Origin of the sequence: Virgibacillus sediminis (assembly GCF_042643265.1) — a bacterium.
GTDB classification, from domain to species: Bacteria; Bacillota; Bacilli; order Bacillales; family Amphibacillaceae; genus Virgibacillus_O; species Virgibacillus_O sediminis.
In genome coordinates, this window is record NZ_JBHRRZ010000003.1 from 13,304 (window position 1) to 39,853 (window position 26,550).

General features: G+C 43.0%; 33 protein-coding genes. 13 read left to right on the forward strand and 20 right to left on the reverse strand.

The genetic code is table 11. The annotated features are described in order from the left end of the window. Nucleotides 1–9 precede the first annotated feature (9 nt). The 8 genes from ytkD to ACFODW_RS01960 all read right to left on the reverse strand — a co-directional run bounded on the left by ytkD (nucleotide 10) and on the right by ACFODW_RS01960 (nucleotide 7,975). Nucleotides 10–486, reverse strand: coding sequence for an RNA deprotection pyrophosphohydrolase (ytkD, locus tag ACFODW_RS01925; RefSeq protein WP_390302135.1), 477 nt, complete (start codon nucleotides 484–486; stop codon nucleotides 10–12). Nucleotides 487–507: 21 nt separating this feature from the next. Then, complete coding sequence (locus tag ACFODW_RS01930) at nucleotides 508–1,059, reverse strand: hypothetical protein (protein ID WP_390302138.1); 552 nt, start codon at nucleotides 1,057–1,059, stop codon at nucleotides 508–510. Nucleotides 1,060–1,168: 109 nt separating this feature from the next. Then, nucleotides 1,169–1,489 (reverse strand): hydrolase, encoded by a 321-nt coding sequence (locus tag ACFODW_RS01935; protein ID WP_390302141.1) that lies wholly within the window; start codon nucleotides 1,487–1,489, stop codon nucleotides 1,169–1,171. A gap of 104 nt (nucleotides 1,490–1,593) precedes the next feature. Continuing rightward, entirely contained in the window at nucleotides 1,594–3,042 is a 1,449-nt protein-coding gene (locus ACFODW_RS01940) for an o-succinylbenzoate--CoA ligase (RefSeq protein WP_390302144.1), read from the reverse strand. A gap of 124 nt (nucleotides 3,043–3,166) precedes the next feature. Then, the gene (gene menB, locus ACFODW_RS01945; RefSeq protein ID WP_390302147.1) at nucleotides 3,167–3,985 is read right to left on the reverse strand and encodes a 1,4-dihydroxy-2-naphthoyl-CoA synthase; all 819 of its coding nucleotides are present in this window, start codon (nucleotides 3,983–3,985) and stop codon (nucleotides 3,167–3,169) included. 54 nt (nucleotides 3,986–4,039) lie between these two features. Next, a complete protein-coding gene (menH, locus tag ACFODW_RS01950; RefSeq protein WP_390302150.1) occupies nucleotides 4,040–4,840 on the reverse strand; it encodes a 2-succinyl-6-hydroxy-2,4-cyclohexadiene-1-carboxylate synthase in 801 nt (266 codons plus the stop codon). Continuing rightward, nucleotides 4,830–6,584, reverse strand: a complete 1,755-nt coding sequence (gene menD, locus ACFODW_RS01955; protein ID WP_390302153.1) for a 2-succinyl-5-enolpyruvyl-6-hydroxy-3-cyclohexene-1-carboxylic-acid synthase — start codon at nucleotides 6,582–6,584, stop codon at nucleotides 4,830–4,832. The genes menH and menD overlap by 11 nt, the downstream gene beginning before the upstream one ends. A 2-nt stretch (nucleotides 6,585–6,586) precedes the next feature. Continuing rightward, nucleotides 6,587–7,975: an isochorismate synthase gene (locus tag ACFODW_RS01960; RefSeq protein ID WP_390302156.1), complete on the reverse strand. Its 1,389-nt coding sequence runs from the start codon at nucleotides 7,973–7,975 to the stop codon at nucleotides 6,587–6,589. 263 nt (nucleotides 7,976–8,238) lie between these two features. Between ACFODW_RS01960 and ACFODW_RS01965 the strand changes: the two genes are divergently transcribed. The 3 genes from ACFODW_RS01965 to ACFODW_RS01975 are packed head-to-tail and all read left to right on the forward strand — an operon-like array spanning nucleotide 8,239 to nucleotide 9,952. Further along, nucleotides 8,239–9,174, forward strand: a complete 936-nt coding sequence (locus tag ACFODW_RS01965) for a 1,4-dihydroxy-2-naphthoate polyprenyltransferase (protein ID WP_390302159.1) — start codon at nucleotides 8,239–8,241, stop codon at nucleotides 9,172–9,174. A gap of 37 nt (nucleotides 9,175–9,211) precedes the next feature. Next, nucleotides 9,212–9,580, forward strand: coding sequence for a hotdog fold thioesterase (locus ACFODW_RS01970; RefSeq protein WP_390302805.1), 369 nt, complete (start codon nucleotides 9,212–9,214; stop codon nucleotides 9,578–9,580). 15 nt (nucleotides 9,581–9,595) lie between these two features. After that, the gene (locus tag ACFODW_RS01975) at nucleotides 9,596–9,952 is read left to right on the forward strand and encodes a hypothetical protein (RefSeq protein WP_390302162.1); all 357 of its coding nucleotides are present in this window, start codon (nucleotides 9,596–9,598) and stop codon (nucleotides 9,950–9,952) included. Nucleotides 9,953–10,028: 76 nt separating this feature from the next. On the opposite strand, the gene ACFODW_RS01980 is transcribed toward ACFODW_RS01975, so the two are convergent. Further along, nucleotides 10,029–11,027: a M20/M25/M40 family metallo-hydrolase gene (locus tag ACFODW_RS01980; protein ID WP_390302808.1), complete on the reverse strand. Its 999-nt coding sequence runs from the start codon at nucleotides 11,025–11,027 to the stop codon at nucleotides 10,029–10,031. A gap of 260 nt (nucleotides 11,028–11,287) precedes the next feature. Between ACFODW_RS01980 and ACFODW_RS01985 the strand changes: the two genes are divergently transcribed. The 3 genes from ACFODW_RS01985 to yugI all read left to right on the forward strand — a co-directional run bounded on the left by ACFODW_RS01985 (nucleotide 11,288) and on the right by yugI (nucleotide 13,406). Next, nucleotides 11,288–11,842 (forward strand): thioredoxin family protein, encoded by a 555-nt coding sequence (locus ACFODW_RS01985; RefSeq protein ID WP_390302165.1) that lies wholly within the window; start codon nucleotides 11,288–11,290, stop codon nucleotides 11,840–11,842. A 101-nt stretch (nucleotides 11,843–11,943) separates the two neighbouring features. After that, the gene (locus tag ACFODW_RS01990; RefSeq protein WP_390302168.1) at nucleotides 11,944–12,942 is read left to right on the forward strand and encodes a potassium channel family protein; all 999 of its coding nucleotides are present in this window, start codon (nucleotides 11,944–11,946) and stop codon (nucleotides 12,940–12,942) included. Between the two features lie 98 nt (nucleotides 12,943–13,040). Beyond that, complete coding sequence (yugI, locus tag ACFODW_RS01995; RefSeq protein WP_390302171.1) at nucleotides 13,041–13,406, forward strand: S1 domain-containing post-transcriptional regulator GSP13; 366 nt, start codon at nucleotides 13,041–13,043, stop codon at nucleotides 13,404–13,406. Nucleotides 13,407–13,449: 43 nt separating this feature from the next. On the opposite strand, the gene ACFODW_RS02000 is transcribed toward yugI, so the two are convergent. Then, nucleotides 13,450–13,698: a DUF378 domain-containing protein gene (locus ACFODW_RS02000; RefSeq protein WP_390302174.1), complete on the reverse strand. Its 249-nt coding sequence runs from the start codon at nucleotides 13,696–13,698 to the stop codon at nucleotides 13,450–13,452. Between the two features lie 146 nt (nucleotides 13,699–13,844). Between ACFODW_RS02000 and ACFODW_RS02005 the strand changes: the two genes are divergently transcribed. Together ACFODW_RS02005 and ACFODW_RS02010 are read left to right on the forward strand one after the other, a co-directional pair. Continuing rightward, the gene (locus ACFODW_RS02005) at nucleotides 13,845–15,191 is read left to right on the forward strand and encodes a glucose-6-phosphate isomerase (RefSeq protein WP_390302177.1); all 1,347 of its coding nucleotides are present in this window, start codon (nucleotides 13,845–13,847) and stop codon (nucleotides 15,189–15,191) included. Between the two features lie 302 nt (nucleotides 15,192–15,493). Further along, nucleotides 15,494–16,660, forward strand: coding sequence for a MalY/PatB family protein (locus tag ACFODW_RS02010; protein WP_390302180.1), 1,167 nt, complete (start codon nucleotides 15,494–15,496; stop codon nucleotides 16,658–16,660). A 39-nt stretch (nucleotides 16,661–16,699) separates the two neighbouring features. On the opposite strand, the gene ACFODW_RS02015 is transcribed toward ACFODW_RS02010, so the two are convergent. After that, a complete protein-coding gene (locus ACFODW_RS02015; protein ID WP_390302183.1) occupies nucleotides 16,700–17,272 on the reverse strand; it encodes a superoxide dismutase family protein in 573 nt (190 codons plus the stop codon). Nucleotides 17,273–17,387: 115 nt separating this feature from the next. Then, on the reverse strand, nucleotides 17,388–17,582 hold the full coding sequence (locus ACFODW_RS02020; protein WP_390302186.1) for a hypothetical protein: 195 nt from the start codon (nucleotides 17,580–17,582) through the stop codon (nucleotides 17,388–17,390). A gap of 118 nt (nucleotides 17,583–17,700) precedes the next feature. On the opposite strand from ACFODW_RS02020, the gene ACFODW_RS02025 reads away from it, so the two are divergent. Continuing rightward, the gene (locus tag ACFODW_RS02025; RefSeq protein WP_390302189.1) at nucleotides 17,701–18,093 is read left to right on the forward strand and encodes a kinase-associated lipoprotein B; all 393 of its coding nucleotides are present in this window, start codon (nucleotides 17,701–17,703) and stop codon (nucleotides 18,091–18,093) included. An 83-nt stretch (nucleotides 18,094–18,176) separates the two neighbouring features. Here the strand turns inward: ACFODW_RS02025 and ACFODW_RS02030 are convergent, their stop codons facing one another. Continuing rightward, the gene (locus ACFODW_RS02030) at nucleotides 18,177–18,440 is read right to left on the reverse strand and encodes a phosphocarrier protein HPr (protein ID WP_390302192.1); all 264 of its coding nucleotides are present in this window, start codon (nucleotides 18,438–18,440) and stop codon (nucleotides 18,177–18,179) included. A 210-nt stretch (nucleotides 18,441–18,650) separates the two neighbouring features. Here ACFODW_RS02030 and deoD point away from each other — a divergent pair, with 210 nt between their 5' ends. After that, nucleotides 18,651–19,358 (forward strand): purine-nucleoside phosphorylase, encoded by a 708-nt coding sequence (gene deoD / locus ACFODW_RS02035; protein WP_390302195.1) that lies wholly within the window; start codon nucleotides 18,651–18,653, stop codon nucleotides 19,356–19,358. A gap of 227 nt (nucleotides 19,359–19,585) precedes the next feature. Further along, nucleotides 19,586–20,059 (forward strand): divergent PAP2 family protein, encoded by a 474-nt coding sequence (locus ACFODW_RS02040; RefSeq protein ID WP_390302198.1) that lies wholly within the window; start codon nucleotides 19,586–19,588, stop codon nucleotides 20,057–20,059. Between the two features lie 142 nt (nucleotides 20,060–20,201). Here the strand turns inward: ACFODW_RS02040 and ACFODW_RS02045 are convergent, their stop codons facing one another. From ACFODW_RS02045 to ACFODW_RS02055, 3 genes are all read right to left on the reverse strand, one after another. Then, the gene (locus ACFODW_RS02045) at nucleotides 20,202–20,864 is read right to left on the reverse strand and encodes a 3D domain-containing protein (RefSeq protein WP_390302201.1); all 663 of its coding nucleotides are present in this window, start codon (nucleotides 20,862–20,864) and stop codon (nucleotides 20,202–20,204) included. Nucleotides 20,865–20,923: 59 nt separating this feature from the next. After that, nucleotides 20,924–21,235, reverse strand: a complete 312-nt coding sequence (locus ACFODW_RS02050) for a YuiB family protein (RefSeq protein WP_390302811.1) — start codon at nucleotides 21,233–21,235, stop codon at nucleotides 20,924–20,926. A 272-nt stretch (nucleotides 21,236–21,507) separates the two neighbouring features. Continuing rightward, entirely contained in the window at nucleotides 21,508–22,725 is a 1,218-nt protein-coding gene (locus tag ACFODW_RS02055) for an NAD(P)/FAD-dependent oxidoreductase (protein ID WP_390302203.1), read from the reverse strand. 316 nt (nucleotides 22,726–23,041) lie between these two features. Between ACFODW_RS02055 and ACFODW_RS02060 the strand changes: the two genes are divergently transcribed. Further along, nucleotides 23,042–24,028 carry an NAD(P)/FAD-dependent oxidoreductase gene (locus ACFODW_RS02060; RefSeq protein WP_390302206.1) on the forward strand — a complete coding sequence of 329 codons (987 nt, stop codon included), beginning with the start codon at nucleotides 23,042–23,044 and terminating at the stop codon, nucleotides 24,026–24,028. 33 nt (nucleotides 24,029–24,061) lie between these two features. On the opposite strand, the gene ACFODW_RS02065 is transcribed toward ACFODW_RS02060, so the two are convergent. The 4 genes from ACFODW_RS02065 to ACFODW_RS02080 form a co-directional block, all read right to left on the reverse strand. After that, complete coding sequence (locus ACFODW_RS02065) at nucleotides 24,062–24,193, reverse strand: helix-turn-helix domain-containing protein (protein ID WP_390302209.1); 132 nt, start codon at nucleotides 24,191–24,193, stop codon at nucleotides 24,062–24,064. 160 nt (nucleotides 24,194–24,353) lie between these two features. Next, a complete protein-coding gene (locus ACFODW_RS02070) occupies nucleotides 24,354–24,710 on the reverse strand; it encodes a HesB/IscA family protein (RefSeq protein WP_390302212.1) in 357 nt (118 codons plus the stop codon). Nucleotides 24,711–24,774: 64 nt separating this feature from the next. Beyond that, nucleotides 24,775–25,647, reverse strand: coding sequence for a diaminopimelate epimerase (gene dapF / locus ACFODW_RS02075; protein ID WP_390302215.1), 873 nt, complete (start codon nucleotides 25,645–25,647; stop codon nucleotides 24,775–24,777). A 14-nt stretch (nucleotides 25,648–25,661) separates the two neighbouring features. Beyond that, nucleotides 25,662–25,997: a YuzD family protein gene (locus tag ACFODW_RS02080; RefSeq protein ID WP_390302218.1), complete on the reverse strand. Its 336-nt coding sequence runs from the start codon at nucleotides 25,995–25,997 to the stop codon at nucleotides 25,662–25,664. A gap of 143 nt (nucleotides 25,998–26,140) precedes the next feature. Here ACFODW_RS02080 and ACFODW_RS02085 point away from each other — a divergent pair, with 143 nt between their 5' ends. Next, the gene (locus ACFODW_RS02085; protein WP_390273917.1) at nucleotides 26,141–26,365 is read left to right on the forward strand and encodes a NifU family protein; all 225 of its coding nucleotides are present in this window, start codon (nucleotides 26,141–26,143) and stop codon (nucleotides 26,363–26,365) included. Nucleotides 26,366–26,550 lie beyond the last annotated feature (185 nt).

The following is a 26,550-nucleotide window of genomic DNA, read 5'->3' on the forward strand; positions in this document are numbered from 1 at the left end:
AAAAATCGCCTATTTAGCAGGTAGGCGATTTTTAATATATTCGAGGCAGTGAACCAGTACATCATCTTTCATGATAAAACTGTAGGAAAGCTTTTCTTTAATATCAGCTGGGAGAGCAGAAAGAACAACAGGACCATCAGTCTCATAATAAGTCTGTTGCGGGGAAAGGCTATCTACTTGTGCGTAATAGACATTCTTGACGACCTTTTCCCTCTTCCCATCCACATGGTACTGACCGATATAGCAAATGGAGCCCACATCTCCTCCTGTTTCTTCCTTCACTTCACGAATTGCCGCTTCTTTTGTTGTCTCCCCCTTTTCCACCTTTCCACCAGGAAATTCTATTCCCCTTCCCTTATGCTTGGTCAGTAGCCATTTCCCTTTATACCTGCAGATTACCCAAACATGGCCTGGGGTTTTAGAAAAAGGGTGGTCCTTAAATGAAAGTGTTACTTGATTATTGTAATAGTCCTTAAATTGATACATGATTTCCACTGCCTTTGCCGCTTAAAAATGAGTAACATCCGTGATCAACCATTCATCCTTATACAAGGTGAATTCGATTTCGATTTGATAGGTGCCATACAATACCGAATCATTTTTCTGAATGACTTTCACTTTGTCATCTTCTAATTGTACCATATCATAGGAGTTATTCTCATCAAACCAAGGAGGTGTTTCTGTTGGCAGCAGGTAAAGGCCCTCCGATTTTTCTGTATAATAATAGTCTACGTAAGGTTCTGATACGCCCCTGTCTGCTACTTCATCAAAACTTTGAAGCAGCCCCTCTTTTGTTTTATGCTGTAGTACCCTATACTGCTCGTCGACATCCTGAACAAGTATATCCATGAACTGGTTGGTCACTCGGATGATTTCTTTATGGGAAGGCTGAACTTCCTCAAACATTATTTCCTTCTTGACGGACTGCGTTTCTGACTCTCCATGATCCTTCGCAATAACATGTGGCAGTCCGTATGTATTTATCGTACTTATTAAAAGCGCTGTAAGAATAAGTCCCGACAAGATAGTTAAATACCTTTTTGTATCTCTGTATTTCATGCTAGTCTCCCCTTTAGTTCTATCTAGTACTATTATTCCTATCTAATGGACTTGATAAACCACAAAAAATAGGAATAGAATACTACAATGTATCCTATTCCCTTCTGATTCACTTGTGTTCTTCCGTAAAAAGGCCTATTGATTCAATATGCGACTTAGTCTGTTCATCTCCCCATTCATGAAGCATTTCAAAAGCCGCAGTCATATTTTCATCGTACTCATCATTGGCTCCATCCTCGTGATAGGGCTTTATAGGCACATGAGAACGCCAGAAGGATCTAAAACTGGCTCCGTGCATATTTTCCATCCTAGCCCGAAGCAAACGTACGTCCTCTTCGGTAGCATGGATTACATAGCCATCATTATTATTGAATTGGATTTGGGAAATTTCCCCTGTTCCGATATTCACATAGTACTTTTTCTTTTCCATCATTGCACCTCCTGCCTATAATTTGGCTGAAAAAGGACCAGAGCATGTATGTACGCCATAAAGAAAATGCCCTGCAACAGATGCAGGGCATTTCTAAGACGGTATTATTCGTCCATTTGGTCTGTTAGGGCTGAACGAACTATCTTATTGGAGGCATTTCTTGGCAATTCTTTGATAAAGTAGAAATATTTCGGGATCTTATAACCAGCAAGAAACTTACGGGCATAAGCGCAAATTTCACCTTCCGACACTTCACGGGATTTTACAATGAAGGCAGCTGGAACCTGCCCCCATGTCTGGTCTTCCACTCCAGTAACCCCGACCTCCTTGATCTGTTCCATTCCGGAGAGCACACTCTCAATTTCAGACGGATAGATGTTTTCTCCACCTGAAATAATCAGGTCCTTTCTCCTGTCGACTACGTATAAAAATCCGTCCTTATCCAACCGCCCTAGATCGCCTGTAGCAAGCCAGCCATCGCTGAATGCCCGCTCACTGGCCTGCGAATTTTTGTAATATCCCCTTGTCACCATCGGTCCTTTAACATGGATCTCCCCTATTCCCTCATCATCCTTCCCACAGATTTTAAGCTGTGCCGGCATTAAAGGCTTCCCCGCAGAACCTATTTTTGTCAAAGCATCTTTCGGGCTGAGGGTAACGATCTGGGAAGAGGTCTCTGTCATTCCATAGGATTGGAAAACAGGGATACCCAGCTTCTCGGCCTCTTCTAGAAGAGGCTTTGGAGCCGGCCCGCCGCCTAGAAGCATACAGCGGAAGGCTTTTGGATATTTTTCCTCACCTAATTGCCGGAGAAGACGCTGAACCATCACGGTGACGACCGAAATGATGGTTATTCCCTTCTCCATAATGGCGTGGTGGGCCCTTTCCGGATCAAATTTCTCCATCATAAATATAGGCATGCCGTATATAACGCTTTTCATTAGAATGGACAGGCCGCTCACATGAAAAATCGGCATGGCCATAAGCCATTTATCCTCCTGGTTCAGACCAAGATTAAGAGCAGAGGATACAGCACTCCACCAATGGTTTCCATATGTATGGATAACTCCCTTAGGAAAACCGGTAGTGCCCGATGTATAAATAATGGTAAAGGGTTCATCCAGATTTATTTCTTCTGCTAGCTTCACTTCCATTTCTGCAAATCTTTCCACTTCCTGCATGGCATAGCTTTCAACAGGGAAGCTCATAGCCTTGAATCTTTCATCCTCACCCGTAAGAATGATGGATACTTCGGCGTCTGTTATTTGATGGGTAAGCTCTGCTTCAGTCAATCGGGTATTCAACATGACAGCAACGGCTCCCAAGTAGCTTATTGCGTGGAGCGAAATAATCATCTTTTCACTATTTCCGGATAATAATGCGACATGGGATCCTTTTTTTATTCCTAATGACGCCAACTTTGAAGCGAATGCTCGGCTCTTCCTCTCCAGCTCCGAAAAAGTGATGCTGCCTCCGTTCTCATATTCTATTGCGGTTTGGTCTGGGTCCAAATGAGCCTGTTTTGTCAACCAATGCGGTATCGTTTCGGCCATTAAACTTCTCCTTTCCTCTGTTTAAGTTACCGGATTTTCCACCTTTTAAATATAAAGGAAAAACCTTTGCCCTGTTAAAGACAAAGGTTTGGTAAGTTGGTATGTCTCTTTCCTTCTGATGTAATCATGGAAAACGAGGAAACTGTTTGAAGTCCGGTTTTCTTTTCTCTTTGAAAGCATCCCGTCCTTCTTTTGCCTCGTCTGTAGTATAGTATAGCAGGGTTGCGTCACCGCCCATTTGCTGTAAGCCTGCCAGCCCATCCGTATCTGCATTAAAGGAAGCCTTCAGGAACCTTAGTGCAGTTGGAGATTTATCAAGCATTTCTTCACACCACTGAATGGTTTCTTGCTCCAGCCGATCCAGCGGTACCACTGTATTGACCAGCCCCATCTCAAATGCTTCCTCTGCATTATATTGACGGCAGAGATACCAGATTTCCCGAGCGCGTTTGTGGCCTACCATACGTGCAAGCAATCCCGCTCCATAACCGGCATCGAAACTTCCAACTTTAGGACCGGTCTGGCCGAAAATCGCGTTATCTGCGGCAATTGTTAAATCACACACAACATGAAGAACATGGCCTCCTCCAATTGCATAGCCGGAAACCATAGCGACTACAGGTTTGGGAATGGTGCGAATCAAGCGTTGCAGGTCTAGTACATTCAAACGTGGGACCTGATCTTCCCCTACATAACCGCCATGCCCTCGCACAGATTGATCTCCTCCAGAACAGAAGGCTTTTTCTCCCTCACCTGCTAAAATTATGACACCGATAGAGGAATCATCCCTAGCATCGGCAAATGCATCGATCATTTCATTCACCGTGAGCGGGGTAAAAGCATTTCTTTTTTCTGGACGATTAATGGTCACTTTGGCAATTCCATTATATTTTTCATAAATAATCTCTTCATAATTTCTGACCTTTTCCCATTGTACTGTCATGGTAGATCCTCCTTCGACCCCTGATCGTTAAATAGTTCTATAGAACGACAGAGTTCATGAATATTTTTTTATAAATCCCGATACCAGTTTACCAAAAATCTCGGGTTTTTCCACATGAATTGCATGCCCGGCATCTTCTACAATCGTTAATGAGCCCGCAGAGCACTTTTTCGCCATGGAACGGTTGATTTCTATAAATTTCTCATCGTACTCTCCTGCCAATAAAAGTACGGGAAAATTCAAAGATGCGAGTTTATCCCACCAAGAAGGCTGGTTGCCTGTCCCCATCCCTTGCAAGGATTGTGCCAGACCTTTCTCCGACTGTGACAGGCGCTCTTCCCTGACTGCATCTCGAATGGAGGCAGGAAGCCTTTTTTGGCTCTCAAATAAAGGAATATTTTCCCAATAATCAACGAAAGAAGTGATTCCTTCCCTTTCAATCCAGGAAGAGAGTCGAGCATCTTTTTCTAATCTTTCCTTCTTTTCCTCGCCTAATAGACCGGGTGACGCGCTCTCTAGTACAAGGGTTTCCACTAGGTCAGGATATGTGACGGAAAAAGACAATGCAGTCCTCCCGCCCATAGAATATCCGGCCAAGTGAAATTTGTGTAATCCGAGAAAGCCAAAAAGTTTATGAAGATCACGGCAGCAATCCTCCATTGTTCGGATGGAAGGTGTTTCAGTCTTTCCGTGTCCCGGCAAGTCCACCGTAATGATTTTCATACCGCCTGAATACTTGCGAATAAAATCGGACCACGTAGAACTGCTGCCGGTGAAACCATGAAGCATAACCAAAGGAGTTCCCTCGCCATGTACCTGATACCAGTAGGATGCATCATTAATATTAAAATACATTCCCGAGATCACTCCCGGCAAGCAATTCTTCTTCAATTGCCTGCCACTTCCCCCTATGCCACTCAGCGTTGAGAACTCTATCTGTCTGCACTTCTATGATGGACAATCCTTCATGTAGGTAGCCTTCTTCCAGTGCTTCCTTCAATTCATCCAAATGCCCGGCTTTCTTATAAGTACCGCCGTACATGTGAGAGGCATATTTGAATTCGATATCTGTCGGTGTCCCGAATAGAGCTTCAAAATGCTTTTCATTTTTCAAATGCGGCAGAAAGGAAAAAATCCCTCCGCCATTATTATTGATCAAGAGAATGGTGATATTTAGTCCATAATGCTTCGCTGCCAGGAGTCCATTCATATCGTGGAAGAATGACAGATCACCAAGCAGCAATGTCACGGGATTTCCAGCCGCGGCAGCACCTAAGCCGCTTGACACCATCCCATCAATTCCATTGGCACCTCGGTTGGCATGAATGCGGATCCGCTTTTCTGTCGTCAGGAAAAAGGTGTCTACGTCCCTGACCGACATGCTGTTCCCGGTGTAAAGCCTGCTTCCATCAGGAATTACTTCCATCATTCCCCGTACGGCTTCGCCTTCTGTAATGGCCGGTTCTGTACCAGCCTTCAAATGTTTCTTGGAAACCATATTCGCTTTCTGCCATTTCTCCAACCATCCTTCCTCCATGGAGAGTTGCTCTTCCATAAGAGCTTCACACAGGCTCGCCGGGTCTGTGTAAATAAAATGGGCATGGATGCCAGCCGGCTCCCTGTACCCTGAGTTATTCTCAATGATGAAATGCTCTGCCTGTTTATGCTCCTTCGTGAAGAATAAATACGGTTTGGAAACCGGCATAGCACCGAAACGGATGACAAAGTCAGGCTCCAGTAACGTTCTAATTTCTTTATTTCTCATAAAGGCATCATACGACTCAATAATATGTTTCTTTGAGTGGCCGCCGGCACGAATTTGGGACAGGGGATCGGCAAGCAGCGGAATATCCCAGGCATCAGCCAATTTTACAATGGAGGCTGCAAAAGTTTCATCGGTCTGTGGCCCACAGACAATAATCCCTCTTTTCTTCTGCCGCAAGCTCTCTATCATTCGATTTACCTGATGTTTATCCAGTGTTTTGACTCCCTCTTCTACTATTGCTGACGGCTGTCCAGCCTCCCCATCATTTTCCCAGATATAATCCAAGCTGAAATCGGGCATCAAAGGTTCTCTTAAAGGGAAATTCAAATGAACTGGCCCGGAATTCCCTTCCGTTGCCATATAGACAGAGCGAGCTGCCTTGCTTCTGACATAAGCCAGCATGGACTCAGAGGAATCAGGCAGGGCCATTTCATGAAACCATTTGACATATTCACCGTATAATTTCAATTGCTCAATAGCTTGAGGTGCACCCACATCCCGCAGTTCATGCGGCCTGTCTGCAGTAATTACAATTAATGGGACACGGCTGTAGTGAGCTTCCACAATAGCCGGATAATAATTGGCGGCGGCTGTCCCCGAAGTACACAGAAGTACCACAGGCCGGTTTGTTTCCTTAGCCAGTCCCAACGCAAAAAAAGCGGCAGATCGTTCATCGAGAATGATCCACTCTTTTAAAGCATCATGTTCAGTAAGCATCAAAGCCAATGGGGTGGAACGGGAACCCGGAGAGATCACTGCATCTGTGATTCCCTGCCTGGCCAGTTCATCTGTAAAATTGGCTGTATAACGTGTTAGATGTTCTGTATGGTCCATATTCATTCTCCTAAAACTGTCAGCATTGGTAAGAATTTAATATTCGTTTCTTGGTATTCCTCCTTAGGGTCCGAGTCGGCTACTACCCCACAACCGGCGAATAAGGATGCCTCTTTTCCCCGAATAAGGGAAGAACGGATTGCTACAGCGAACTCACCATTATTATTGCTGTCAAGCCACCCGATAGGAGCACCGTACCACCCTCTGTCAAGATACTCATGTTTTCGGATGAAATCCAATGATTTCTTCCTTGGTGTACCCCCAAGCGCTGGAGTGGGATGCAATTGTTCAATGATATCAAAAATGCTGTATCCCTCTTTTAACCTGGCAACTACAGGTGTATATAAATGCTGCAGGTTTTTAAGCGGATAGAGTACCGGCTCTTCAGGAATTGATATATCGGTGCACCGGTACGCCAAAGCATTTCTGATCATACTCACTACAAAGTCGTGTTCTTGACGGTTTTTCTCATCATTTAACAGTTCTCTGCCAAACCGCTCATCTTCTTCCGATGTTCTTCCTCTCGGCGCGGTGCCTGCCAGACATGTCGACAAGAGTCTGTTTTCCTCCAGGCGGACAAGCCTTTCTGGAGTCGCTCCAACAAAGCAGTCATCGCCCTTTTCAAAAGAAAATATATAGCTGTTGGATTGGGTATCCATCAGTCTCTTCATTATTTTGCCTATGTCAGCTTTCCGATCAAATTTGAGACGCAGCTCGCGGGCGAGTACAATTTTTTCGGCTTTCCCCTGTTGAATTTCCTCTGTAGCCCGACGAACTGCTTCCTTCCATTCTTCCGGGCCGATTTCCTCCCTGGCTGTCACATAAAAATCCTGTGTTGGTCTTTTGCTGCCGGCAAGCAGTGTTCCACCCATTTCCTGAACCTGCCTGGACAGCTGTACAGGATGGTCTCCCTCCTGGACATAAACATTAATGGTTAAATAACATTTCCCCTGTTGCTTCGTTAATATATATTCAGGAATCGTGAAGTGGCCAGGGCGGAAACTCTCCCATAACCCCGTTCTTTTCTTAACGGGGTCGAAAGCCATGCCGCCCAGTGCCAGGACACCTGTTCCTGGTACTTTATATGGATTATGGATAACAGCTTCTTTCAACATACGGTCCCACTGTTTTTCCATTAGCTCAAAGCGGTTATCCTCTGCTGTAATTTCAACTGCGCTACCTGCTCCGACCAGGAAAAACTCATCTTCCGTACTCGCCCAAAAAACACGGTTCTTTCCCGTGTCCTTTGCCGCCTCAAAAAATTGCAGCGGATTTGTATCAGTTATTTCTTTTGTGATACTTACGAGCCGTGAATTATTTTTATTGGGATCCAAGCTTTGGATTGCATGCTGAAGCAGTTCTTTCGTTGTCTTATCCTTTATACCAATCATTAGCTTAAACCTCCGTTACTGCATAAATAACAGAATATCATATCTATTTTATTCTCTTTTTATTTGTTTCTCAAGGAAAGGGAGTGATATTTAATAATTTAAATAACTGTTCTACAACCAAAATGAAGTATCCCCATAATGTGCGCTTCTTCCAAAACATATCTCCTGACATAACGGCTGGAACGAACAAAACCCGCATTGACACCTAATGGCAAATTACTTAATATTAGTATGATATTGTCACATTCCAGGAGGAGTTTTAAATGCAATCTACAAATAAAATCGATGTTAAGAAAGCATTGAATGAAAAAGAGGGATTCCAGGTATGGTGGCGCCTGCTTCGCCCCCATACACTTACAGCCTCATTTGTCCCCGTTTTTATCGGATCCATGCTTGCTTTGACTGAGGAATCTATAAATATTATATTATTTCTTGCAATGCTCGCAGCCAGCATGCTTATCCAATCCGCAACCAATATGTTTAATGAGTATTATGACTTTGTACGAGGACTAGATACGGAGGATTCTGTAGGTATTGGCGGAACAATCGTCCGAGATGGAATAGCACCAAAAACCATCCTGAATCTTGCATTGGTCTTCTTTGGTATTGCGATTCTGTTGGGAGTTTATATTTGTATGCAGTCCAGCTGGTGGATAGCGGTCATTGGTTTAGTCTCAATGCTATTCGGCTATTTATATACTGGAGGGCCTGTACCGATTGCTTACACCCCGCTTGGAGAGGCCTTTTCCGGTTTCTTCATGGGAACGATCATCATCGGGATCAGCTACTTCATCCAAACCGGAGAGCTGACTGCCGGAGTTGTTTTGGTCTCCGTGCCTGTCGCTCTGTTCATCGGTGGAATTATGATGTCGAATAACATACGCGACCTTGAAGGTGATAAAGAAAATGGCCGGAAAACCATAGCTATTCTTTTAGGCAGAAAAAATGCCATACGCTTTTTAGCAGGCATGTTTATAGCTGCCTATATAGCCACCGCGATTCTAATTTTTGCAGGAGTGCTACCTTTATGGTCGATTATTACATTTCTGAGCATCCCGAAAGCTGTGGAAGTGATTAGGAAATTCCGCACGAGCAGCACACCGCTGGAAATGATGCCGGCAATGACCGCTACAGGAAAGACGAACACCATGTATGGGGTGCTGTTAGGATTATCTCTATTGATCAGTACATTTTTTTAAGGAGATGCTTTAATTGAACAGCTTTAATAATACACTGATGGAAGCCTTGGGAATGGAAGTTCTCTCCCTGAAAGAAGACGCTGTTCTGGTGACTATGCCTGTAGATGGACGGACACGCCAGCCAGCAGGATTCCTGCATGGCGGTGCTTCCGCGGCCCTTGCAGAAACCGCAGCAAGTATAGGAGCGGTTTCTCATGTCGATGTAGATAAAGTGAATATCTTCGGAACAGAAATCAATTCCAGCCACATCAAGAGCAAACGGGACGGAGTAGTTACAGCAAAGGCAATTCCTATTCATAAAGGAAAAACTTCCATGGTATGGGAAGTGAAGATTGTAGATGAACAGGAACAGCTCATAAGCATCTCCAGATGTACGGTAAGGATCATGCCTAAAACCGGGAAATAGGAAAGGAGATCAAGAATGAGTAACCATCTCAATAAGGATCAAATAGAATATTTCAAAAAACGCTTACTAGAGATGAAGGAAGAGAACGAAGAAAAAGTGACAGAGAACAGGGAAAACAGCCCGAATGATAACATCCAGGAACTTGCTGACTATGACAACCACCCCGGCGATATGGGTACCGAGCAATTCGAACAGCAAAGGGATGCCGGTCTCAACATGGTACGGGAAGAACGACTTCAGGATATTGACGATGCCTTGGAGAAGATCGAGAAAGGAACATTCGGATTAAGTGAAAAGTCCAGGAAAGAAATACCTGTAGAGCGACTGGAAGCATTACCTACTGCCCGTAACCTTGTAGAAGAGGAAGAATAGAGGAACAAAGAAGAGCTGACCAACTGGTTAGCTCTTCTTTGTTGCACCAGAATTTTTTATCGGCCTGCATAAAGAATCAGTCTTCTAAAGGATTCAGACTCTCCTTTCCAGTCAGTGACGAAAGCATGTTGACAAGCAGCTCGATCTCCTCCTCCATATCTTTTAGGCTGACAGTTTCGACCGGAGAGTGCATATACCTTAAAGGCAGGGAAACTAAAGATACTGGCACACCCTTGCCGGTCAACCGCATCCGGTCAGCATCGGTTCCCGTCATCCTAGGGGTAAGTTCATACTGAACATTCATTTTCAATTTTTCAGCTGTCTCTTCCAACATCTTATTTATTTTAATGTTTACCGGTGCCCCTTTTGCCAATACCGGCCCATTTTCCAAGCGGACATCTCCGTGCTTATTTTTATTTACTCCCGGATAGTCAGTAGCAAATGTTACATCACAGGCAATCGCCAAATCCGGTTGGATTCCAGCAGCTGCAAAATAAGCTCCTCCCATATTGGTTTCTTCATTGACAGTGCTGGCTGCATAAATACCTACCTTAGTTCCGCCCTCAGCCAATCGTTTCAGCACCTCCGCTACAATGAAAGCACCCGTCCTATTATCAAGCCCTCGTCCAGAAACATAACGGTCCATCAATATCTCTGATTCCCTTTTATAAACAGCCAGGTCCCCTATCTGTACATGTGCTTTTGCCTCAGCTTTCGTTTTGAACCCACAGTCAATAAAAAGATCGCTCAAGTCAAAGTCATCTTTCAAACCGCCATGGTGCTGCGCATTAACTCCAATTACTCCAGTAATAGTTTTACCTGCACCGAGGACTGTCACCTTCATTCCTACTGCAGCTTTGGGATTAATCCCCCCCATTTTTTCAAAGTGGAGAAAGCCTTCCTCATCCACACGATTTATAACAAGCCCGATCTCATCTATATGGCCGGCAATCATTACCTTGAATGGTGCCTCGGGATTCAATATCCCTATGGCATTTCCGGCATGGTCAGTCCTAATTTCATCTGCAAATCCCTTTACATAATTAATCCATTTCTTCTGTATTTGCATCTCCATGCTGGATGGGGATGGGGTATGTAACAGCTCCAATAAAAAATCTTGATTATCTATAGACAATGGATTTCCTCCTTTTATTTGTTTGTTTTCATCATAGCAAATAACATGGTAAAGGAGAAACATCCTATCAAGAGAGAACTGGTAGATGTCCCAGCATGCCATTGTCTTTTGCCTATGTCTCTCGCCCTGCCTTTAGACTTTACGGAGGAGGGATTAATCGGTAAAATTTAAAATAACTGATTAACGAGGAGCGAGCATATATGGAATTGAATGACTGGTTTGAAAAAGGAATGTCACCAGACACGTACATCGAGTCGATGAATAAGCATAAGGAAAATCTCCTGCATGTGTATGACCATTTTCAACTGCCTGAGGATGAAGAAGTCTTTAGACAAATAAAGGACAGGAATCTGAGGGCGATCATATTGACCGAGGATTGGTGTGGAGATGCCATGATGAATGTACCAGTGCTCCTTCGCCTTGCGGAAGCAGCTGATATCGATATCCGTATGCTACTGAGGGATGAGAACCTGGAATTAATGGACCAATATCTGACCAACGGCACATCCCGATCCATTCCCATATTCATTTTTATAGATGAGAATGGAAATGAAGCAGCAGTCTGGGGACCGCGTGCCAAAGAAGTCCAGCAATTTGTAGACAATGCAAAAGACGCCCTGCCCGAAAAAGATGCGGAAGGGTATGAACAAAAATTCAAGGAGATGCTCTTCTTCATGACAAAAACTTTTCGGGACAACCAGGACTTCTGGCTGGATACCTATAAAAGTATCAAACAAGAGCTCAAGAGAATATAATATAAAGCAATGGCTGACATCATTGAATGTCAGCCATTGCTATTTGTATAAGCATCCCCGCTTTCCACCATACTAGATAAATGTGTGGGGTGAAATGGATTATGTCGATAAAACTATTCAAACAAGTCTACTATAACATTCCTATAATCATTAGACTGCTGCTCATTATTGTTCTCATCATGACGCTTGCCGGAACTGCTATCCACTATATTGAACCGGATCAGTTCCCTACCGCATTTGAGGGGGTCTGGTGGGCGTTTGTCACTGCTGCTACAGTGGGGTATGGGGATTACGTTCCTTTGAGCCTGCCCGGAAGAATTCTTGCATTGCTGTTAATATTGACAGGTGGAGGACTTATAGCTTTCTATATCTCACGCTTTTCTGCTGTTGCAATCAACCATGAATATAATCTAGAAAAGGGGAAAGTTGCTTTTAAAGGCGGAGGGCACCTTGTATTTATAGGATGGAATGAACGTACCAGGCAGCTTGTTGATATAGCATTGGACAAGAACCCCGATTTACGCATTGTCCTTATTGATCGTACCCTGAACTCTCTTGCTTACCAGCACTATCCTGTCCATTTCATTCATGGGGATGCAACAGAAGATTATACATTGCAACAGGCAAACATAAAGCATGCAAAGTGTGTCATTATAACAGCGGACACAACAGAGAAGGAGCGGCAGGCTGACAATTTCACCATTCTGACAACCGTAGCGGTACGAGGCAATAATGAGGATATCCCCATCATTGCAGAGATTCTGTCGGGAATACAAGTCGAGAACGCCATTCGGGCAGGAGCCACCACCATCTTGAGAACAAATGATTTCATGAGTGCCCTTTTGTACCACGAAATGTCCAGAGATAAAGCTGCCATGCCTTTTGAAGACACATTGAACCTATTGAAAAGCCAGGCATTCCGCCATAGAAATGTCCCTTCTGAACTGGTAAACCAGACGTTCCAAGCGGCCTCCAAAAAACTTCTTCTTGATCAAATGCTACTGATCGGTATATTAAGAGAGAAAGAATGGATGGTGAACCCTGGACATGAGTTCCGGCTTCAAAAAGATGATATACTTATCTGCCTTCTTCCTAGGTGAACTGGGGCATCAATTTATTTTTGCTATATCAGCTTTCTTCTGATATAATAATATATTGTGTAAAAAGAATCGAATATAGGTATAGGAGTTGTTCAAGCGTGAGTGTAAAATTTGAGAGCGGGCAAATAATTGAAGGTAAAGTTACTGGGATTCAACCATACGGAGCATTTGTAGCCCTGGACGAAGAAGTTCAAGGGTTGGTTCATATTTCTGAAATTACCCATGGATATGTAAAAGATATAAATGAACATTTATCCGTCGGTGAAGAAGTCAAAGTGAAGGTATTAAACGTGGATGAAGAAAAGAATAAAGTATCTCTGTCCATCCGTGCTACAGAAGAAGCACCGAAAAAACCTGCTGGCAATCCAAGAAATAATTCCCCTAAACAGCAGGATAATGATACTGCCGGCTTCAATACATTAAAAGACAAGCTGCAGGAATGGATCGACCAATCTAAAAAATAAAGCGATAAAGGCATAGTCATAGAGATATGGCTATGCCTTTATTTTATCTGTTAGCGTGTCTCGGTACACGGCGTCTTTCGCCCTCTTCCGATCCTTCTCCCCGAAAAAGGAGGGCAAGATTGATCAAACCGGCGATTCCGACTAATGCATATATGAGGCGTGCAAAAGCAGCACTTTGTTCTCCTCCACCAAAAATAGCTGCTACCAGATCAAATTGGAATAGGCCAATGAGTCCCCAATTGATCGCGCCGATAACAGTAAGTACCAGAGCAGACCGCTGCAAACCATTCATATAGAAACACCTCCATTTCTTCCTTAGTCATGCATTATTGTAAGCGCTTAGGTGAAATATATGCATACTCTACCCTTGATTTCCTTCGGGTGCTTGGTTAAAGTAATACACATAACTAATTTATTCCACCCAAGGAGGATTTTCAGATGACACATGTATCATTCAACTACGACAAAGCACTAACATTCTTTAAAGAAAATGAACTCGAGCACCTCAGCAGATATGTTGAAACAGCTCATAATGAACTTCACAATAAAACTGGAGCCGGCAATGATTTCACCGGTTGGGTTAACCTGCCGGAAAATTATGATAAAGAAGAGTTTTCCCGTATACAGGCAAGCGCTGAAAAAATTCGAAAAGATTCCGATATCCTGCTTGTCATCGGAATTGGCGGATCCTATCTTGGGGCGAAGGCTGCATTGGAAATGCTGAACCACTCTTTCCAGAACTTGCTCTCTAAAGAAGACAGAAATGCCCCGCAGGTTATTTTTGTCGGCCATCACATGAGTTCCACTTATATGAGTGAACTGTTCGATGTGTTAAAGGATAAAGACGTATCCATCAATGTTATTTCCAAAAGCGGAACGACTACTGAACCGGCTCTGTCCTTCCGTATCTTCAAAAAATACCTGGAAGAGAAGTATGGTGTAGAAGAAGCTACAAAACGAATCTATGCAACAACAGACAAGGAAAAGGGTGCCCTAAAGACTTCAGCCGATGAAGCGGGCTATGAAACATTTGTCATCCCTGATGATGTTGGCGGCAGATATTCTGTTCTCACTGCCGTAGGATTGCTGCCGATTGCTGTAAGCGGAATTTCCATTGAGGATATGATGCAGGGAGCAAAAGATGCAATGGTCGATCTGAGCGACTCAAGCCTCTCCAACAATCCTGCCTATCAATATGCTGCGGCAAGGAATATTCTCTACAATAAAGGAAAGGTAACAGAACTGCTGATCAATTATGAACCCCACCTGCAGTATTTCGCCGAATGGTGGAAACAATTATTTGGTGAAAGTGAAGGGAAGGATCAAAAGGGCATCTACCCTTCTTCCGCCAATTTCACTACTGACCTCCATTCTTTAGGGCAGTATATCCAGGAAGGACGAAGAAACATCTTCGAAACCGTTTTGCATGTAAATAAGCCTAAGAAGGATATGACTCTTGAAGCAGAAGATAACAATTCCGACGGATTGAACTACTTGGCAGGAAAAACTATCCATGAAATTAATGACAAAGCATTCCAAGGTACCTTATTGGCACATACTGACGGTGACGTACCAAACTTAATTGTAGAAGTTCCTGAATTAGATGCTTATACATTCGGCTATTTGGTCTATTTCTTTGAGAAGGCATGTGCCATCAGCGGATACCTTCTAGGTGTCAACCCGTTTGACCAGCCTGGAGTGGAGGCATACAAGAAAAATATGTTTGCTCTTCTTGGTAAGCCCGGATTTGAAAAAGAAAAAGAGGAATTGGAGAAAAGACTCTAATTCCCCATATGAGCGATGTAAAAGCTAGGCGCGCCGAACAGCGTTGAAAGTGCTTTAGCACTAACCGTGAGGGACAGCATTAAAATTTTATTCCCTTTCTGAAAAAAGTTTTATAAAAAGATGTTTATATTTTTTTTACCCGGGGTAATACTATAACTGTAAGACTTTCTCGTATTCCCCCTGTAGGCAAAGCGTTTTTAACGCTTTGCTTTTTTTTGGGCAATTTACCTTCAAACTGCTGAAAAGAGTTTTTAATCAAAGTTTGTTATAATAGATGGTAACTTAGCAGCAGGAGGTTTATTATGGGTATTTTTGATATTGTACACGACCGTAAGAATACACGATCCATGAAATGGGACATGCTTCAACCTGTTTTTCAATCTTCAGATGTGCTTCCTATGTGGGTTGCAGATATGGATTTCCAGGCGCCCCAAGCAGTGAACGATGCCATCATTCAGCGGGCAAAGCATGGAATTTACGGCTATACGGTAACCGATGATGATGTTAAATCTTCCATTATTAATTGGATCGGAAAAAGGCATAACTGGGAAATCAATCCAGATTGGCTCACATTCAGTCCAGGAGTAGTAACCAGTTTACATATGGCTGTACAGGCATTTACATCTCCAGGTGATGATATTCTTATTCAGACCCCGGTGTACACACCATTTTATAAGGTTATCCAGCAACATGACCGCAACGTCATCAAGAATCCGCTCGTGCTCGAAGGGAACTATTATACCATCGATTTTGCAGATTTCGAGGAGAAATTAAAACAGGGAGTCAAAGCTTTCATCCTATGTTCCCCGCATAATCCGGTAGGCCGGGTATGGAAGAAAGACGAGCTCGAAAAAATGGCGGAGCTTTGCAACAAGCATCATGTTTTAATCCTTTCAGATGAAATACATGCAGATATCATCTATCCGGGGGAACAAAAGCATATTCCTATAGCTTCCCTATCCAAGGAAACTGCAGACCGTACCATCACCTGTATGTCGCCGTCCAAGACCTTCAACCTTGCGGGGCTGCAAGCTTCATATATCATTACAACGGACATGGAGAAAAAGAAGGCGCTGGGTGAACACTTGGCTAAACAAGGCCATGGAATGTTGAACACCATGGGAGACACTGCAATGGAAGCAGCATACCTGCATGGGGAAGAGTGGCTTGATGAATTAAGAGCCGTGCTGAAGGACAATTACAACTATGCTAAAGAACAGTTAGAAAAGCATACAGATATAAAAGTCATTCAGGCAGAAGGAACCTATCTCTTATGGATGGACTGTACTGCTTTAGGAATGAACAGTAATGAGCTGAAAAAATTCATGACATATGAGGCAAAGGTAGGCTTGAATACTGGAAAGGATTACGGTACCGATGGAGAGACGTTCATGCGTATGAATCTGGCCTGCCCAAAAGCCACTGTAGAAGAAGGCGTAAAACGGATTATCGATGCACTTAATAAATAGGCAATAAATAAAACGGCCTGTCTCCTCAGGCCGTTTTATTTATTCTTCTTGATCTTCATTTTGATCTGTCGGATCGGTAGGAGACTCGCCGGTTTCTGGTTCCTGCTCTGCTTTAATTTCCCCACAGATTATTCGGTTCCCCGATTCCCCACCAGGCTGGCTTACCCCATCATCTTGGCCTTCATGGACGATAATGGATGTCCCCTCTTCTCTTAGAATAGAATTTTTTCCATCCTTCAAAGTCGCTTCCGGCAACATCAGCTCCGCTTCCACGAGCCCACCGGCGTCCGCCTCTACATTCGGCATATCACCGAGGTGAGAGCCCTCCGGATGCATCAGTCCATGCTCATTTCCATCCGGGTTGAAGTGGTTTCCGGCAGAAGTGAAATCCGGCCCTTCACACTTGGGGAATTCATGTATATGGACCCCATGATATCCGGGCTCCAATCCCTCCAGACTAATCTTCGCCTGAACACCGGATTCCTGTTCACTAAGCTCCACTGTTCCCACCATGTCACCAGAACCGTTATACATTTCGACCGTCCTGCTTGTTTCACTGTCAGTCTGACAAGAGGCAAGCATGATAGTAAAAAAAAGAATTAATAAACGCATACCGTCTGCTCCTTTGGTTTCTTTTGGTATAAGTATCAACAAGAAACCCAAAGGGTAAACATAAAAACCCTCCTTGCTGAAAGAGGGAAACTAGTAGTTATCATAATTATTTAACTCAGTAACGGTCATCATTTTCCTCGGCATAACGGATTTCTTCTTGATATTTTTCATTAAACCTGCGTTCTTCTTTTTTGGAGTATTTATAGAAACCGTACAGAGCACCGACGGCAAGAATGATAAAAAGAGTTAAAATCAATATAGCTGGCAGATATTCCGATTTATCCTCAGGAAAATACAAAAATGGCATCATTTCTCTCACATCCTTTGCAGATATTATATCAAAGATCTTAGTCTTCCTAAACATCAGCAGGAAAATGTTCGCTATTCTGTTACATTTTTGCGAGAATATGTTTAAGGGGGAGATGATTATGGCTGAAGTGAAAATAGGCGAAACTGTAAAAGCCCACTATAAGTCAGGGACTTACATCGGAAAAGTTGTAGAGGAACGGGGAAGCCATTATTTGGTTGAAGTACTAGCTGTCGCAAAACACCCTATGCAAGGAGATCTGCATAACCCCGGCCAGGTAGAAGGAGTGTTTTTCCATGAACGAAAAGCACTGGCCCACCATGAAAAAATGAATGTAAAAAAACCTGCGGTGCATGCATATCCCAATGCCATTCCGGAATATGGAATATCCTTGAAGCAGGCTGTCGAGGCCTATAGAGAAAAGCTTACTTCTGAAAAAACGGCGTATAATGACAAAGCACTTCAGACTCTTAATGGCCTCGAAGAAAACTATTACAGAAAACACTTCTATTGATTGATCCTATAAAACGGTCGGTATACCTGCTCGGATTGTTGCTAAAAATAACAAAAGCCGGAGATTAATCTCCGGCCCAGCTTTTACTCTCCTAAATGCTCTTTTACTACTTCAGAAACACCTTCAAGCGCTTCTTCCTCATCACTGCCTGACGCAATAATCTTGATCTCGGCATTTTTAGGGATACCAAGTGACATAACTCCCATGATGGATTTCAGATTAACTTTCTTATCATTGTAGGAAACTTCCACTTCAGACTCATATTGACCTGCTTTATTCACCAGCAAAGTGGCTGGACGTGCGTGAACCCCAGTCTCTGCAGTAATTGTAAACGTACGTTCTTTCATTAAAAATCATCCTTCCAACGCTATTTTTTCTGAGATGTTAAATTTTGTACAGGATCACTGGGTCAGTGAAATCTGGACTACGTATAGTATATACAAAAATATGTGGTTTTGAAACAAAAAAGCGCTTGTTTCGACAAGAATAATTTGTCTTTCCATACGGGTTGTGATAACTTTACTTTGTAACTTACCCTTTTCTAGGAGGAATAAACCATGAGTGTGCATATTGGAGCAGAACAAGGAGCAATTGCTGATAAAATCCTATTGCCAGGTGACCCGTTAAGAGCGAAATACATTGCTGAAAATTTCCTCGAAAATGTAACCCAGTACAATGAAGTACGGGGAATGCTGGGGTTTACAGGCACATATAAAGGCGAAAGAGTATCCGTACAAGGAACCGGAATGGGGGTTCCTTCCATTTCCATCTATGTTGATGAATTGATTCAAAGCTACGATGTAAAGAAGCTGATCCGTGTCGGGACATGCGGAGCGATCCAGGAAGATGTAAAACTCCGTGATGTCCTCTTGGCTCAAGGCTCCACGACCGATTCACGGGTAAACCGTATGGTTTTCGGCGAGATTGATTACGCACCCATTGCAGACTTTGACCTTCTGAAGAATGCCTATGATGCAGGCATGGAAAAAGGTCTGAACCTTCGTGTCGGAAATGTCTTCACCAGTGATACCTTCTATAGAGATAATGCAAAAGAAGTTAATGAACTGCTAGCCAAATATAAGGTGCTGGCGGTCGAAATGGAAACTGCCGCCCTTTATACCTTGGCTGCAAAGTATGGACGTCAAGCCCTTTCCGTATTAACGGTTTCCGACCATATCCTCACAGGCGAGGAGACTACCGCCGAAGAACGGCAGACAACATTTAACGAAATGATGGAAATTGCCCTTGATTCGGCTGTAAAGTAATCGTCGGTATTTTAAAGATTATCCCCTTCTCGCTCGTGATGAAGGGGATCTTTTATTAGCACCCGACCGAAAGAGCAACAATTTTCTTTTACTACTAATTCGAAGCCATGTGTTATACGTGGTCTTTCCCCCTTCTCTTATGATAAAATTGACGATAATTAACAGAGTTGCCATGGAGGCGATCTCTGTCTGACTCTTAACCTCATTGGAAGGATGTCTGCACGCTTATGGAATTATTTCTAAACTTCCCTATCATGGCTGCTTTGTCAGCGATCATCTTTGCACAGGTAATTAAGATTCCGATTAAACTGCTGGTGGCAAGAGAATGGAACATCAGCTTGGCCTTCAGCACAGGCGGAATGCCAAGCAGTCATTCGGCTGCAGTAGCTGCACTTACGACAGGCATTGGAATTATTGAGGGAGTTACCTCGAGCGTTTTCGCGGTGGCCTTCGTTTTCAGTATCATCACCATGTATGATGCCTCCGGAGTCCGCAGACAAGCTGGAGAGCAGGCAATAGTCATTAATCAATTGATCAAGGACTTTCAATATTTTGTGGACGGCGCAAAAGACTGGAACAGGAAGGAAGAATATGAAAAACGGGAGGAATTGAAGGAGCTTCTGGGACATCAGCCGATCGAAGTCTTTTTCGGCGGAATAACCGGTGTTGTCATTGCGTTTTTGCTCTATCCACTGTTTTAGTCAGACACAATGGGATAGGACACCTGTGTACCGCCTTACCGAATGCCGCTCAAGGACAGCTGATAGACGGTACAAGCCTAAGCTTTTTATTTCTTACTTACTGAAAAGAAAAGAAGCTTCCTGTTGGAAGCTTCTTTTCTCTTCATTTCATTATTTCTTGCCTGAAAACCTGCATGGATTCATCTTCATTGAGTTCAGTTAGCACTTCCTCACTTAGTGTCCCCTCACCCAACTCCACAATATAAACATTTAGCTCCTGTTTGCCCCATTGTTCATATACATCCTCTACCGTAGGATAATATAAATCAATCTTATTTCCTTTGATTGCACTTCCCTTGTCAGCGACCACTCCATAACCATAGCCCGGAATATACATAATCGTACCAAGTGGATAAATATCTAAATCTGCTGCAATCGTGGAATACAAGTCCCTCTTCACCTCGACACCTGAATAGGTAATACCATAATTAGGATGTCCTTCTGTTTTTCCAGTGGATTCTGCACCCGCTGTATATCCAGTAGCTACAACTTGAGCTGTCGGATATTGCTCCAGATCCAGGGCTTCTTCAAGGTTTACACTTTCCATATATGTGTGTTCTGAATCTAGCTGGTTCACCTGCTTTTCCTTAATGACAGTTTCCTTTTCCTCCACATTAGCAGGGGGAAATGCAGAAAACTGTATTTCCTTCTTCCATCCGCCTAGTTCCGCGAAGGAGATATTTGAAATGGAAGACATCGTTGCTATAAATGCAAGCATAAATAGCAGCATCATTCCTGATCTGCGGATGAAGTTCTTAAATTTCATGGATAACACCTCTCTGGATGTCATCCTTCCCTATTTTGCAAAAATTTATGCAAAGAAAACTAGAACATTTGATATCCTCTCTTTCTTAGCATTTTAATAACGATTCCTGATACAATGGTGCCTGCAAAACCTGATAGTAATATAACTATATCCATAGGCATGATATTGGCGAATCTTTCGGCAAGAATGGAGAATGCTTCCCCTGTATCTGTAAAATATAATAGAGTGGATATATCATCAACAATCATAATTACGATAATCGGGTACAGAAAAGCCATCAGCCATTTCGTCCTGAACAGCATATTCAAAATAAATGCAATACCAAAAAATATGACAAAATACAATAAAATAGACATGAATATCTGGATGATCAAAAATTTTCCCCCTCAAGACTCTCGATATACAACCTTCATTCTATAATACAGCTTGTTTGAAGGGCAAGCCGCATGTCTCTTAATATGGACATAGAAAAAAAGCAAGAGGTTGGGATATAACCAGGCTGTTTAACTCTGAAGATGAACTAGAGACTAAATTAGCAAGGTATATATCCACAGCGGCTAACTCCGCCATCTAAATTAGTAGTCAGTTCATATTCTTCTTTTGATAAACTCTTCGATCCCAATCTCTTGCCCTATTTTTATTCCTAATAGAAAAAGTTGAATTTCCCTTTTTTCATTAATAATCTAAAACCGCCAAGCTTAAAAAGATACTGATTTTCACTCATCTTCTTTGCTACCGTTGCTTTCCACCCCCGCAGTTTGTACTGCCGGTAAATCGACCCAACAGCATCATTATTGCCTAGCGAAGCTATCGTTCCTATCAAGCGGGGTTTAAATTCTTTCATCTCTCCCCCGTCTACTAAACTCTTGATGTTATGGGCAACGATTTTCGATTGCTGAATGGCAATCTGTGCCGTTGGCGGGCATGGATTGCCTGTGTCCGTATTACGGACCAGCGCACAATCCCCCATAACAAAAATATCCTCATATTCTGTTGTGCGCATGTCTTTACGTACTTCCACTTTTCCATGAGTGGTCCCCAACCCGGCATGTTCGACAATAGAATTAGCCTTTACTCCAGCAGCCCATACGGTAGTCATGGTCGGTAGTTCTTCTTTTTTTCCATTCTTCTCATATACGATACTATCAGGATTGCATTCTGTAACTACCGCCTCTGTGATAAATTCTACCCCCCGTGCTTCGAGAGAATTCATGGCATATTCCGCAAGCTGCTGATCAAACTCAGGCAAGATTGACGAGGATGCCTCCACATTGATCAGGCGCACCTGTGTCTTCTCAATATCATATTCCTCACATAGTTCTGGAATCCTATTAGCTAGCTCCCCTATGTATTCAATTCCAGTAAATCCTCCACCACCCACTACAATATTCAGCCTTGCTGGATTTTTCTCCCGTTCATTATGATAAAGGGCAAAGTTGTACTCTAAATGCTCTCTTAGTAGTCTGGCGCTGTTAATATCACTTATGGTAAAAGCATGGTCCTCCAAGCCGGGGATTCCGAATGTTGCAGCTTCAAAGCCCAAACTGATCACCAGGATATCAAAGTCGATTTCCTGTCTCTTCAACTTTACCTTTTTCTCACGTGGTTTGATGCAAAGTATTTTATCTTTGATAAATTTCACTTTATTCAAATCGACCACATCTTTTATATCAATGCGAGTCCGCTCATGATGCAATGTTCCTGCTGCATTCTCGTGAAGCCATGTTGCCTGGTAATGGTAATCATTTATATTTACCAGCGTAATCTCCGCTTCGTTGACATGCAGCATTTTCTGCAACTTTATAGTCGTCATGATTCCCCCATATCCAGCCCCGAGGATCACTATACTTTTCTTATGCATGTCCAATCACTTCCATTTGCTAATTTACTGCAGGCGACTGTTCCCCGGTATATAGCAGAATTTTCCCGAGGCTGCCGCATGCAGTACTATATAAATTAATATAAAAATAATATTTTTGTTACACAACTGTAATGCCAAACTTAATCATAACTTCTCCTTAAGCTGATTTCAACTGCAAATCCAATTTTGCCAATTATATCCATCTATAAAGAAAATCAAAAGCAACTGGCTATCTGAACACAGGAAACATACAACATACATCTTATTTATGGTAGTATGGAAATGTCTGATGATTTTAGTGAAAAGAGGTTTTCTCATGACGGAAAAAGTGTATGACGTAACCATAATTGGTGCAGGCCCTGTCGGATTGTTCACTGCTTTTTATGGGGGGATGCGCCAAGCAAGCGTGAAAATACTTGAAAGTCTACCACATACTGGCGGGCAGCTCACCGCTCTTTATCCAGAGAAATATATATACGATGTTGCAGGTTTCCCTAAGGTACGTGCACAAGAGCTTGTTGATAATCTGGAAGAACAGGCAAAGATGTTCGATCCGGAAATTGTACTGGAACAGGCAGTTGAGAAAGTGGAACGCCTGGAAGATGGTACCTTGAAGCTGACTACTGATAAGGAAGTTCATTATACAAAGACAATAATTATAACAGCCGGCAACGGAGCCTTCCAGCCGCGTCGTTTGAATGTAGGTAACAGCGAGGAATTTGATGGGGTGAATCTGCATTATCATGTCAAGGATATGAACCAGTATAAAGACCAGAATGTAGTATTGCTGGGTGGTGGAGATTCAGCAGTTGATTGGGCCCTCATGTTAGAGCCCATTGCTAAAAGTGTCACTTTGGTTCACCGCCGGGAAAAGTTCCGTGCTCACGAACATAGTGTAGAGAAACTGATGGATTCCAGCGTGGAAATACTAACTCCCTATGTCCCTTCGGATATAGTAGCGAGCAGCCAAATTGACCGGCTTATTTTAAATGAAGTTAAGGGGACTAATCAAGTCGAATTGGAAGTGGATACGGTTCTATGCAATTATGGCTTTGTTTCTTCACTCGGCCCTATCAAGGAGTGGGGACTTGATATTGAGAAAAACAGTATTGTGGTGAACTCTAAAATGGAAACAAATATACCCGGTATTTATGCTGCAGGTGATATATGCACTTACGAGGGAAAAGTCAAATTGATTGCCACTGGGTTTGGTGAAGGGCCCACAGCCATTAATAATGCAAAAAATTATATGGATCCTAAAGCAAGAATACAGCCTAAACATTCTACCGCCATGTTTTCATAAAAGCTGGAGCAGGGAAGCATCCCTGTTCCTTTTTTATTCTTCGGAAACAGCAGAGAGTGCTTCTATATCCAGCCATTTTATTTCTCTTTGCCCTTTTTGATTAATCCAGCCATTCATCTGGAACTGAGATAGCCTTCTGCTAATGGTTTCCTGAGTGATACCCAAATGGTGGGGATACGCTTCAATCCTTGTTCATTGTTCATAAGGGGCGGGTTAAAATATTTCAGCTGTTCCCTTCAGGAAAAGAAAGCCTAAAGTCAACATACATGCCAAGCATATCTAAAAAGGCTGGGAAGCATAAGCATCCCAGCCATATTCAAAAAACTTAACAATCTCCTGGCGTACCAACCTTATCCTTGGTACGAAAAGAGGAGCCGCAACCACAGGAAACAATTGCATTCGGATTATCAATACTGAATCCGCCGCCCATCATATTCTGTTTGAAATCAATAGTGGTTCCCTCAATAATAGGGATATCCTGATTGCTAAGCACAACAGGAATACCGTTGATTTGCTGCACACTGTCAAGTTCGTCATTAACCTCGTATTCAAATCCTAGTGAATAGGACAAACCGCTGCATCCTCCGCCCTTTATTCCAAAACGCAGGATTGCACCTTCTGACTCTTCCTCCATCATCTCTTTGATACGGGCACTTGCGTTATCTGTCAAGGTAATAACCATTTTCCGGAACCTCCTATAGGCGAAAGGTTTATTCATTAGTTCAAGTATACAACCAGCATTAGAACTATTCAACCTTTTGCTGTTGATTGTAGTAATATGTTCCCTTGGCAATAGTTTCTGCATCCCCTGTCATCCATACTGCGCCGTCCACGCTCCAACGGATGGTAAGGTCGCCACCCTGGAGATGGACCGTGATATCCTCGTCCAAGTCGGCCTGATCATTCAATACAGCAGCCACCACTGCGGCACAGGCACCAGTACCACATGCCTGCGTAATGCCGGATCCCCGCTCCCATACACGGAAATTTAATTCCCGTTTGGAAATTGCCTCAACAAATTCCACATTGACGCCTTCCGGGAAACGCTGATCTTTTTCTATAACAGGGCCGAGTTCCTTCAGCGGGGCATTTTCAATCGCATCTACAAAGAAGACAGCATGGGGGTTTCCCATTGATACAGCGGTAACTTTCCATTCACCTTGATTAACCTGAAAAGGTTCAGCCACCACTTCTGGATCATCATGGCCCATCATCGGGATTTCTGATCGGCGCAGATAAGGTTTCCCCATATTAATGGTAACCCTATGAACTGCCCCTCTATCCGGTTTAACTTCTGCATCTACAACATTTGCCTTGGTTTCAATCTGGAACTGCTCCGTTGAGACATAGCCTTGCTCATAAGCATATTTAGCTGTACAGCGCAGCCCATTCCCGCATGTATTGCCTTCCGAACCATCCCTGTTGAATATTCTCATGGCAACATCTGCTCGCTCACTTGGTTGGATCAAAATCAATCCATCCGACCCAATCCCAGTATTTACATTAGAAACTCCCCTGGCAATATCCGGGATTTCTTCCTCTTTCAATTTATTTTGAAATAAATCTACATAGATATAATTGTTTCCCAGCCCGTGCATCTTAATAAACGGTACTTCCATCTTTTATCCCTCTTTCACTTATTCTCCTGAAGCATTACCCCTTGCTTTTCCAGCTCTTGGTATATCGGCTTCAGTCTAGGAATGCCTTCTGCCACTATCTTATCATTCACTAGTACCAATGGATATAAATATTCATCGTCCTGTATCTTTTGAGCATACTTCCTATGGTATTCCATATCCGGAGGACTTTCTACATCTATATATTCATATTCTACATGATCGGACACATATTTTCTTGCAATTGCGGCCTGCAGCCATTCATAGGTATCCCATGACCCCGGCGCACCGACACAGCTTGCACATATCTGCTCTGCACCATATACAGTAATCTTTACTTTTTCTTTGCTCACCGAATTTCCCCCTTTATTTCATTTTACAAAATCCTGAAAGAAAGATAAAATGAAAGTGATCGTTTATATAGAAAAGGAATTTTCAGATAGATTTTTCAAGGTGAAGCAAGTATAATGAGGATATGGAAAGGAGAAGATGGATAATGCAAGAACAAGTACAAGAAGTATTGAACAAATTACGTCCATTTTTACTTCGTGATGGAGGAGATGTCGAATTAGTGGATGTGGATGAAGACGGCATTGTACTTCTTCGTCTGATGGGAGCGTGCGGCAACTGCCCGAGTTCCACCATCACACTGAAAGCTGGGATTGAACGGGCATTGATGGCTGAAGTCCCAGGTGTTACAGAAATCGAGCAGGTATTTTAAACATATAGGTAGAGCAGCAGACAGGCGGGTAGCACTGTCTGCTTTTTTTCTTGTTAATAACCTATAAAATCCAAGAATAACCACTTAAAAGTTCTCCTGACCATGTATTTCCCCAAACTCCCTATCATGATCTCCGTGGGTACATGCTCAACTCACGGCTCTTCCTTTGGTGTGACCTTCTTCCC

What these genes read in the sequence shown, in the direction of transcription:
- ACFODW_RS01965 (WP_390302159.1), top strand. Translation starts at nt 8,239, where the DNA reads ATGCAATCTACAAATAAAATCGATGTTAAGAAAGCATTGAATGAAAAA.
- ACFODW_RS02025 (WP_390302189.1), top strand. Translation starts at nt 17,701, where the DNA reads ATGGCTGAAGTGAAAATAGGCGAAACTGTAAAAGCCCACTATAAGTCA.
- ACFODW_RS01980 (WP_390302808.1), bottom strand. Translation starts at nt 11,027, where the DNA reads ATGGAGATGCAAATACAGAAGAAATGGATTAATTATGTAAAGGGATTT.
- ACFODW_RS02085 (WP_390273917.1), top strand. Translation starts at nt 26,141, where the DNA reads ATGCAAGAACAAGTACAAGAAGTATTGAACAAATTACGTCCATTTTTA.
- ACFODW_RS01930 (WP_390302138.1), bottom strand. Translation starts at nt 1,059, where the DNA reads ATGAAATACAGAGATACAAAAAGGTATTTAACTATCTTGTCGGGACTT.
- ACFODW_RS02045 (WP_390302201.1), bottom strand. Translation starts at nt 20,864, where the DNA reads ATGAAATTTAAGAACTTCATCCGCAGATCAGGAATGATGCTGCTATTT.
- ACFODW_RS02055 (WP_390302203.1), bottom strand. Translation starts at nt 22,725, where the DNA reads ATGCATAAGAAAAGTATAGTGATCCTCGGGGCTGGATATGGGGGAATC.
- ACFODW_RS02000 (WP_390302174.1), bottom strand. Translation starts at nt 13,698, where the DNA reads ATGAATGGTTTGCAGCGGTCTGCTCTGGTACTTACTGTTATCGGCGCG.
- ACFODW_RS02015 (WP_390302183.1), bottom strand. Translation starts at nt 17,272, where the DNA reads ATGCGTTTATTAATTCTTTTTTTTACTATCATGCTTGCCTCTTGTCAG.
- ACFODW_RS01960 (WP_390302156.1), bottom strand. Translation starts at nt 7,975, where the DNA reads ATGATTGGTATAAAGGATAAGACAACGAAAGAACTGCTTCAGCATGCA.
- ytkD (WP_390302135.1), bottom strand. Translation starts at nt 486, where the DNA reads ATGTATCAATTTAAGGACTATTACAATAATCAAGTAACACTTTCATTT.
- ACFODW_RS02010 (WP_390302180.1), top strand. Translation starts at nt 15,494, where the DNA reads ATGGGTATTTTTGATATTGTACACGACCGTAAGAATACACGATCCATG.
- ACFODW_RS01990 (WP_390302168.1), top strand. Translation starts at nt 11,944, where the DNA reads ATGTCGATAAAACTATTCAAACAAGTCTACTATAACATTCCTATAATC.
- deoD (WP_390302195.1), top strand. Translation starts at nt 18,651, where the DNA reads ATGAGTGTGCATATTGGAGCAGAACAAGGAGCAATTGCTGATAAAATC.
- ACFODW_RS01940 (WP_390302144.1), bottom strand. Translation starts at nt 3,042, where the DNA reads ATGGCCGAAACGATACCGCATTGGTTGACAAAACAGGCTCATTTGGAC.
- ACFODW_RS01975 (WP_390302162.1), top strand. Translation starts at nt 9,596, where the DNA reads ATGAGTAACCATCTCAATAAGGATCAAATAGAATATTTCAAAAAACGC.
- ACFODW_RS01935 (WP_390302141.1), bottom strand. Translation starts at nt 1,489, where the DNA reads ATGGAAAAGAAAAAGTACTATGTGAATATCGGAACAGGGGAAATTTCC.
- ACFODW_RS02070 (WP_390302212.1), bottom strand. Translation starts at nt 24,710, where the DNA reads ATGGTTATTACCTTGACAGATAACGCAAGTGCCCGTATCAAAGAGATG.
- menD (WP_390302153.1), bottom strand. Translation starts at nt 6,584, where the DNA reads ATGGACCATACAGAACATCTAACACGTTATACAGCCAATTTTACAGAT.
- ACFODW_RS01985 (WP_390302165.1), top strand. Translation starts at nt 11,288, where the DNA reads ATGGAATTGAATGACTGGTTTGAAAAAGGAATGTCACCAGACACGTAC.
- dapF (WP_390302215.1), bottom strand. Translation starts at nt 25,647, where the DNA reads ATGGAAGTACCGTTTATTAAGATGCACGGGCTGGGAAACAATTATATC.
- ACFODW_RS01970 (WP_390302805.1), top strand. Translation starts at nt 9,212, where the DNA reads ATGGAAGCCTTGGGAATGGAAGTTCTCTCCCTGAAAGAAGACGCTGTT.
- ACFODW_RS02040 (WP_390302198.1), top strand. Translation starts at nt 19,586, where the DNA reads ATGGAATTATTTCTAAACTTCCCTATCATGGCTGCTTTGTCAGCGATC.
- ACFODW_RS02060 (WP_390302206.1), top strand. Translation starts at nt 23,042, where the DNA reads ATGACGGAAAAAGTGTATGACGTAACCATAATTGGTGCAGGCCCTGTC.
- menB (WP_390302147.1), bottom strand. Translation starts at nt 3,985, where the DNA reads ATGACAGTACAATGGGAAAAGGTCAGAAATTATGAAGAGATTATTTAT.
- ACFODW_RS02005 (WP_390302177.1), top strand. Translation starts at nt 13,845, where the DNA reads ATGACACATGTATCATTCAACTACGACAAAGCACTAACATTCTTTAAA.
- ACFODW_RS02030 (WP_390302192.1), bottom strand. Translation starts at nt 18,440, where the DNA reads ATGAAAGAACGTACGTTTACAATTACTGCAGAGACTGGGGTTCACGCA.
- menH (WP_390302150.1), bottom strand. Translation starts at nt 4,840, where the DNA reads ATGTATTTTAATATTAATGATGCATCCTACTGGTATCAGGTACATGGC.
- ACFODW_RS02020 (WP_390302186.1), bottom strand. Translation starts at nt 17,582, where the DNA reads ATGATGCCATTTTTGTATTTTCCTGAGGATAAATCGGAATATCTGCCA.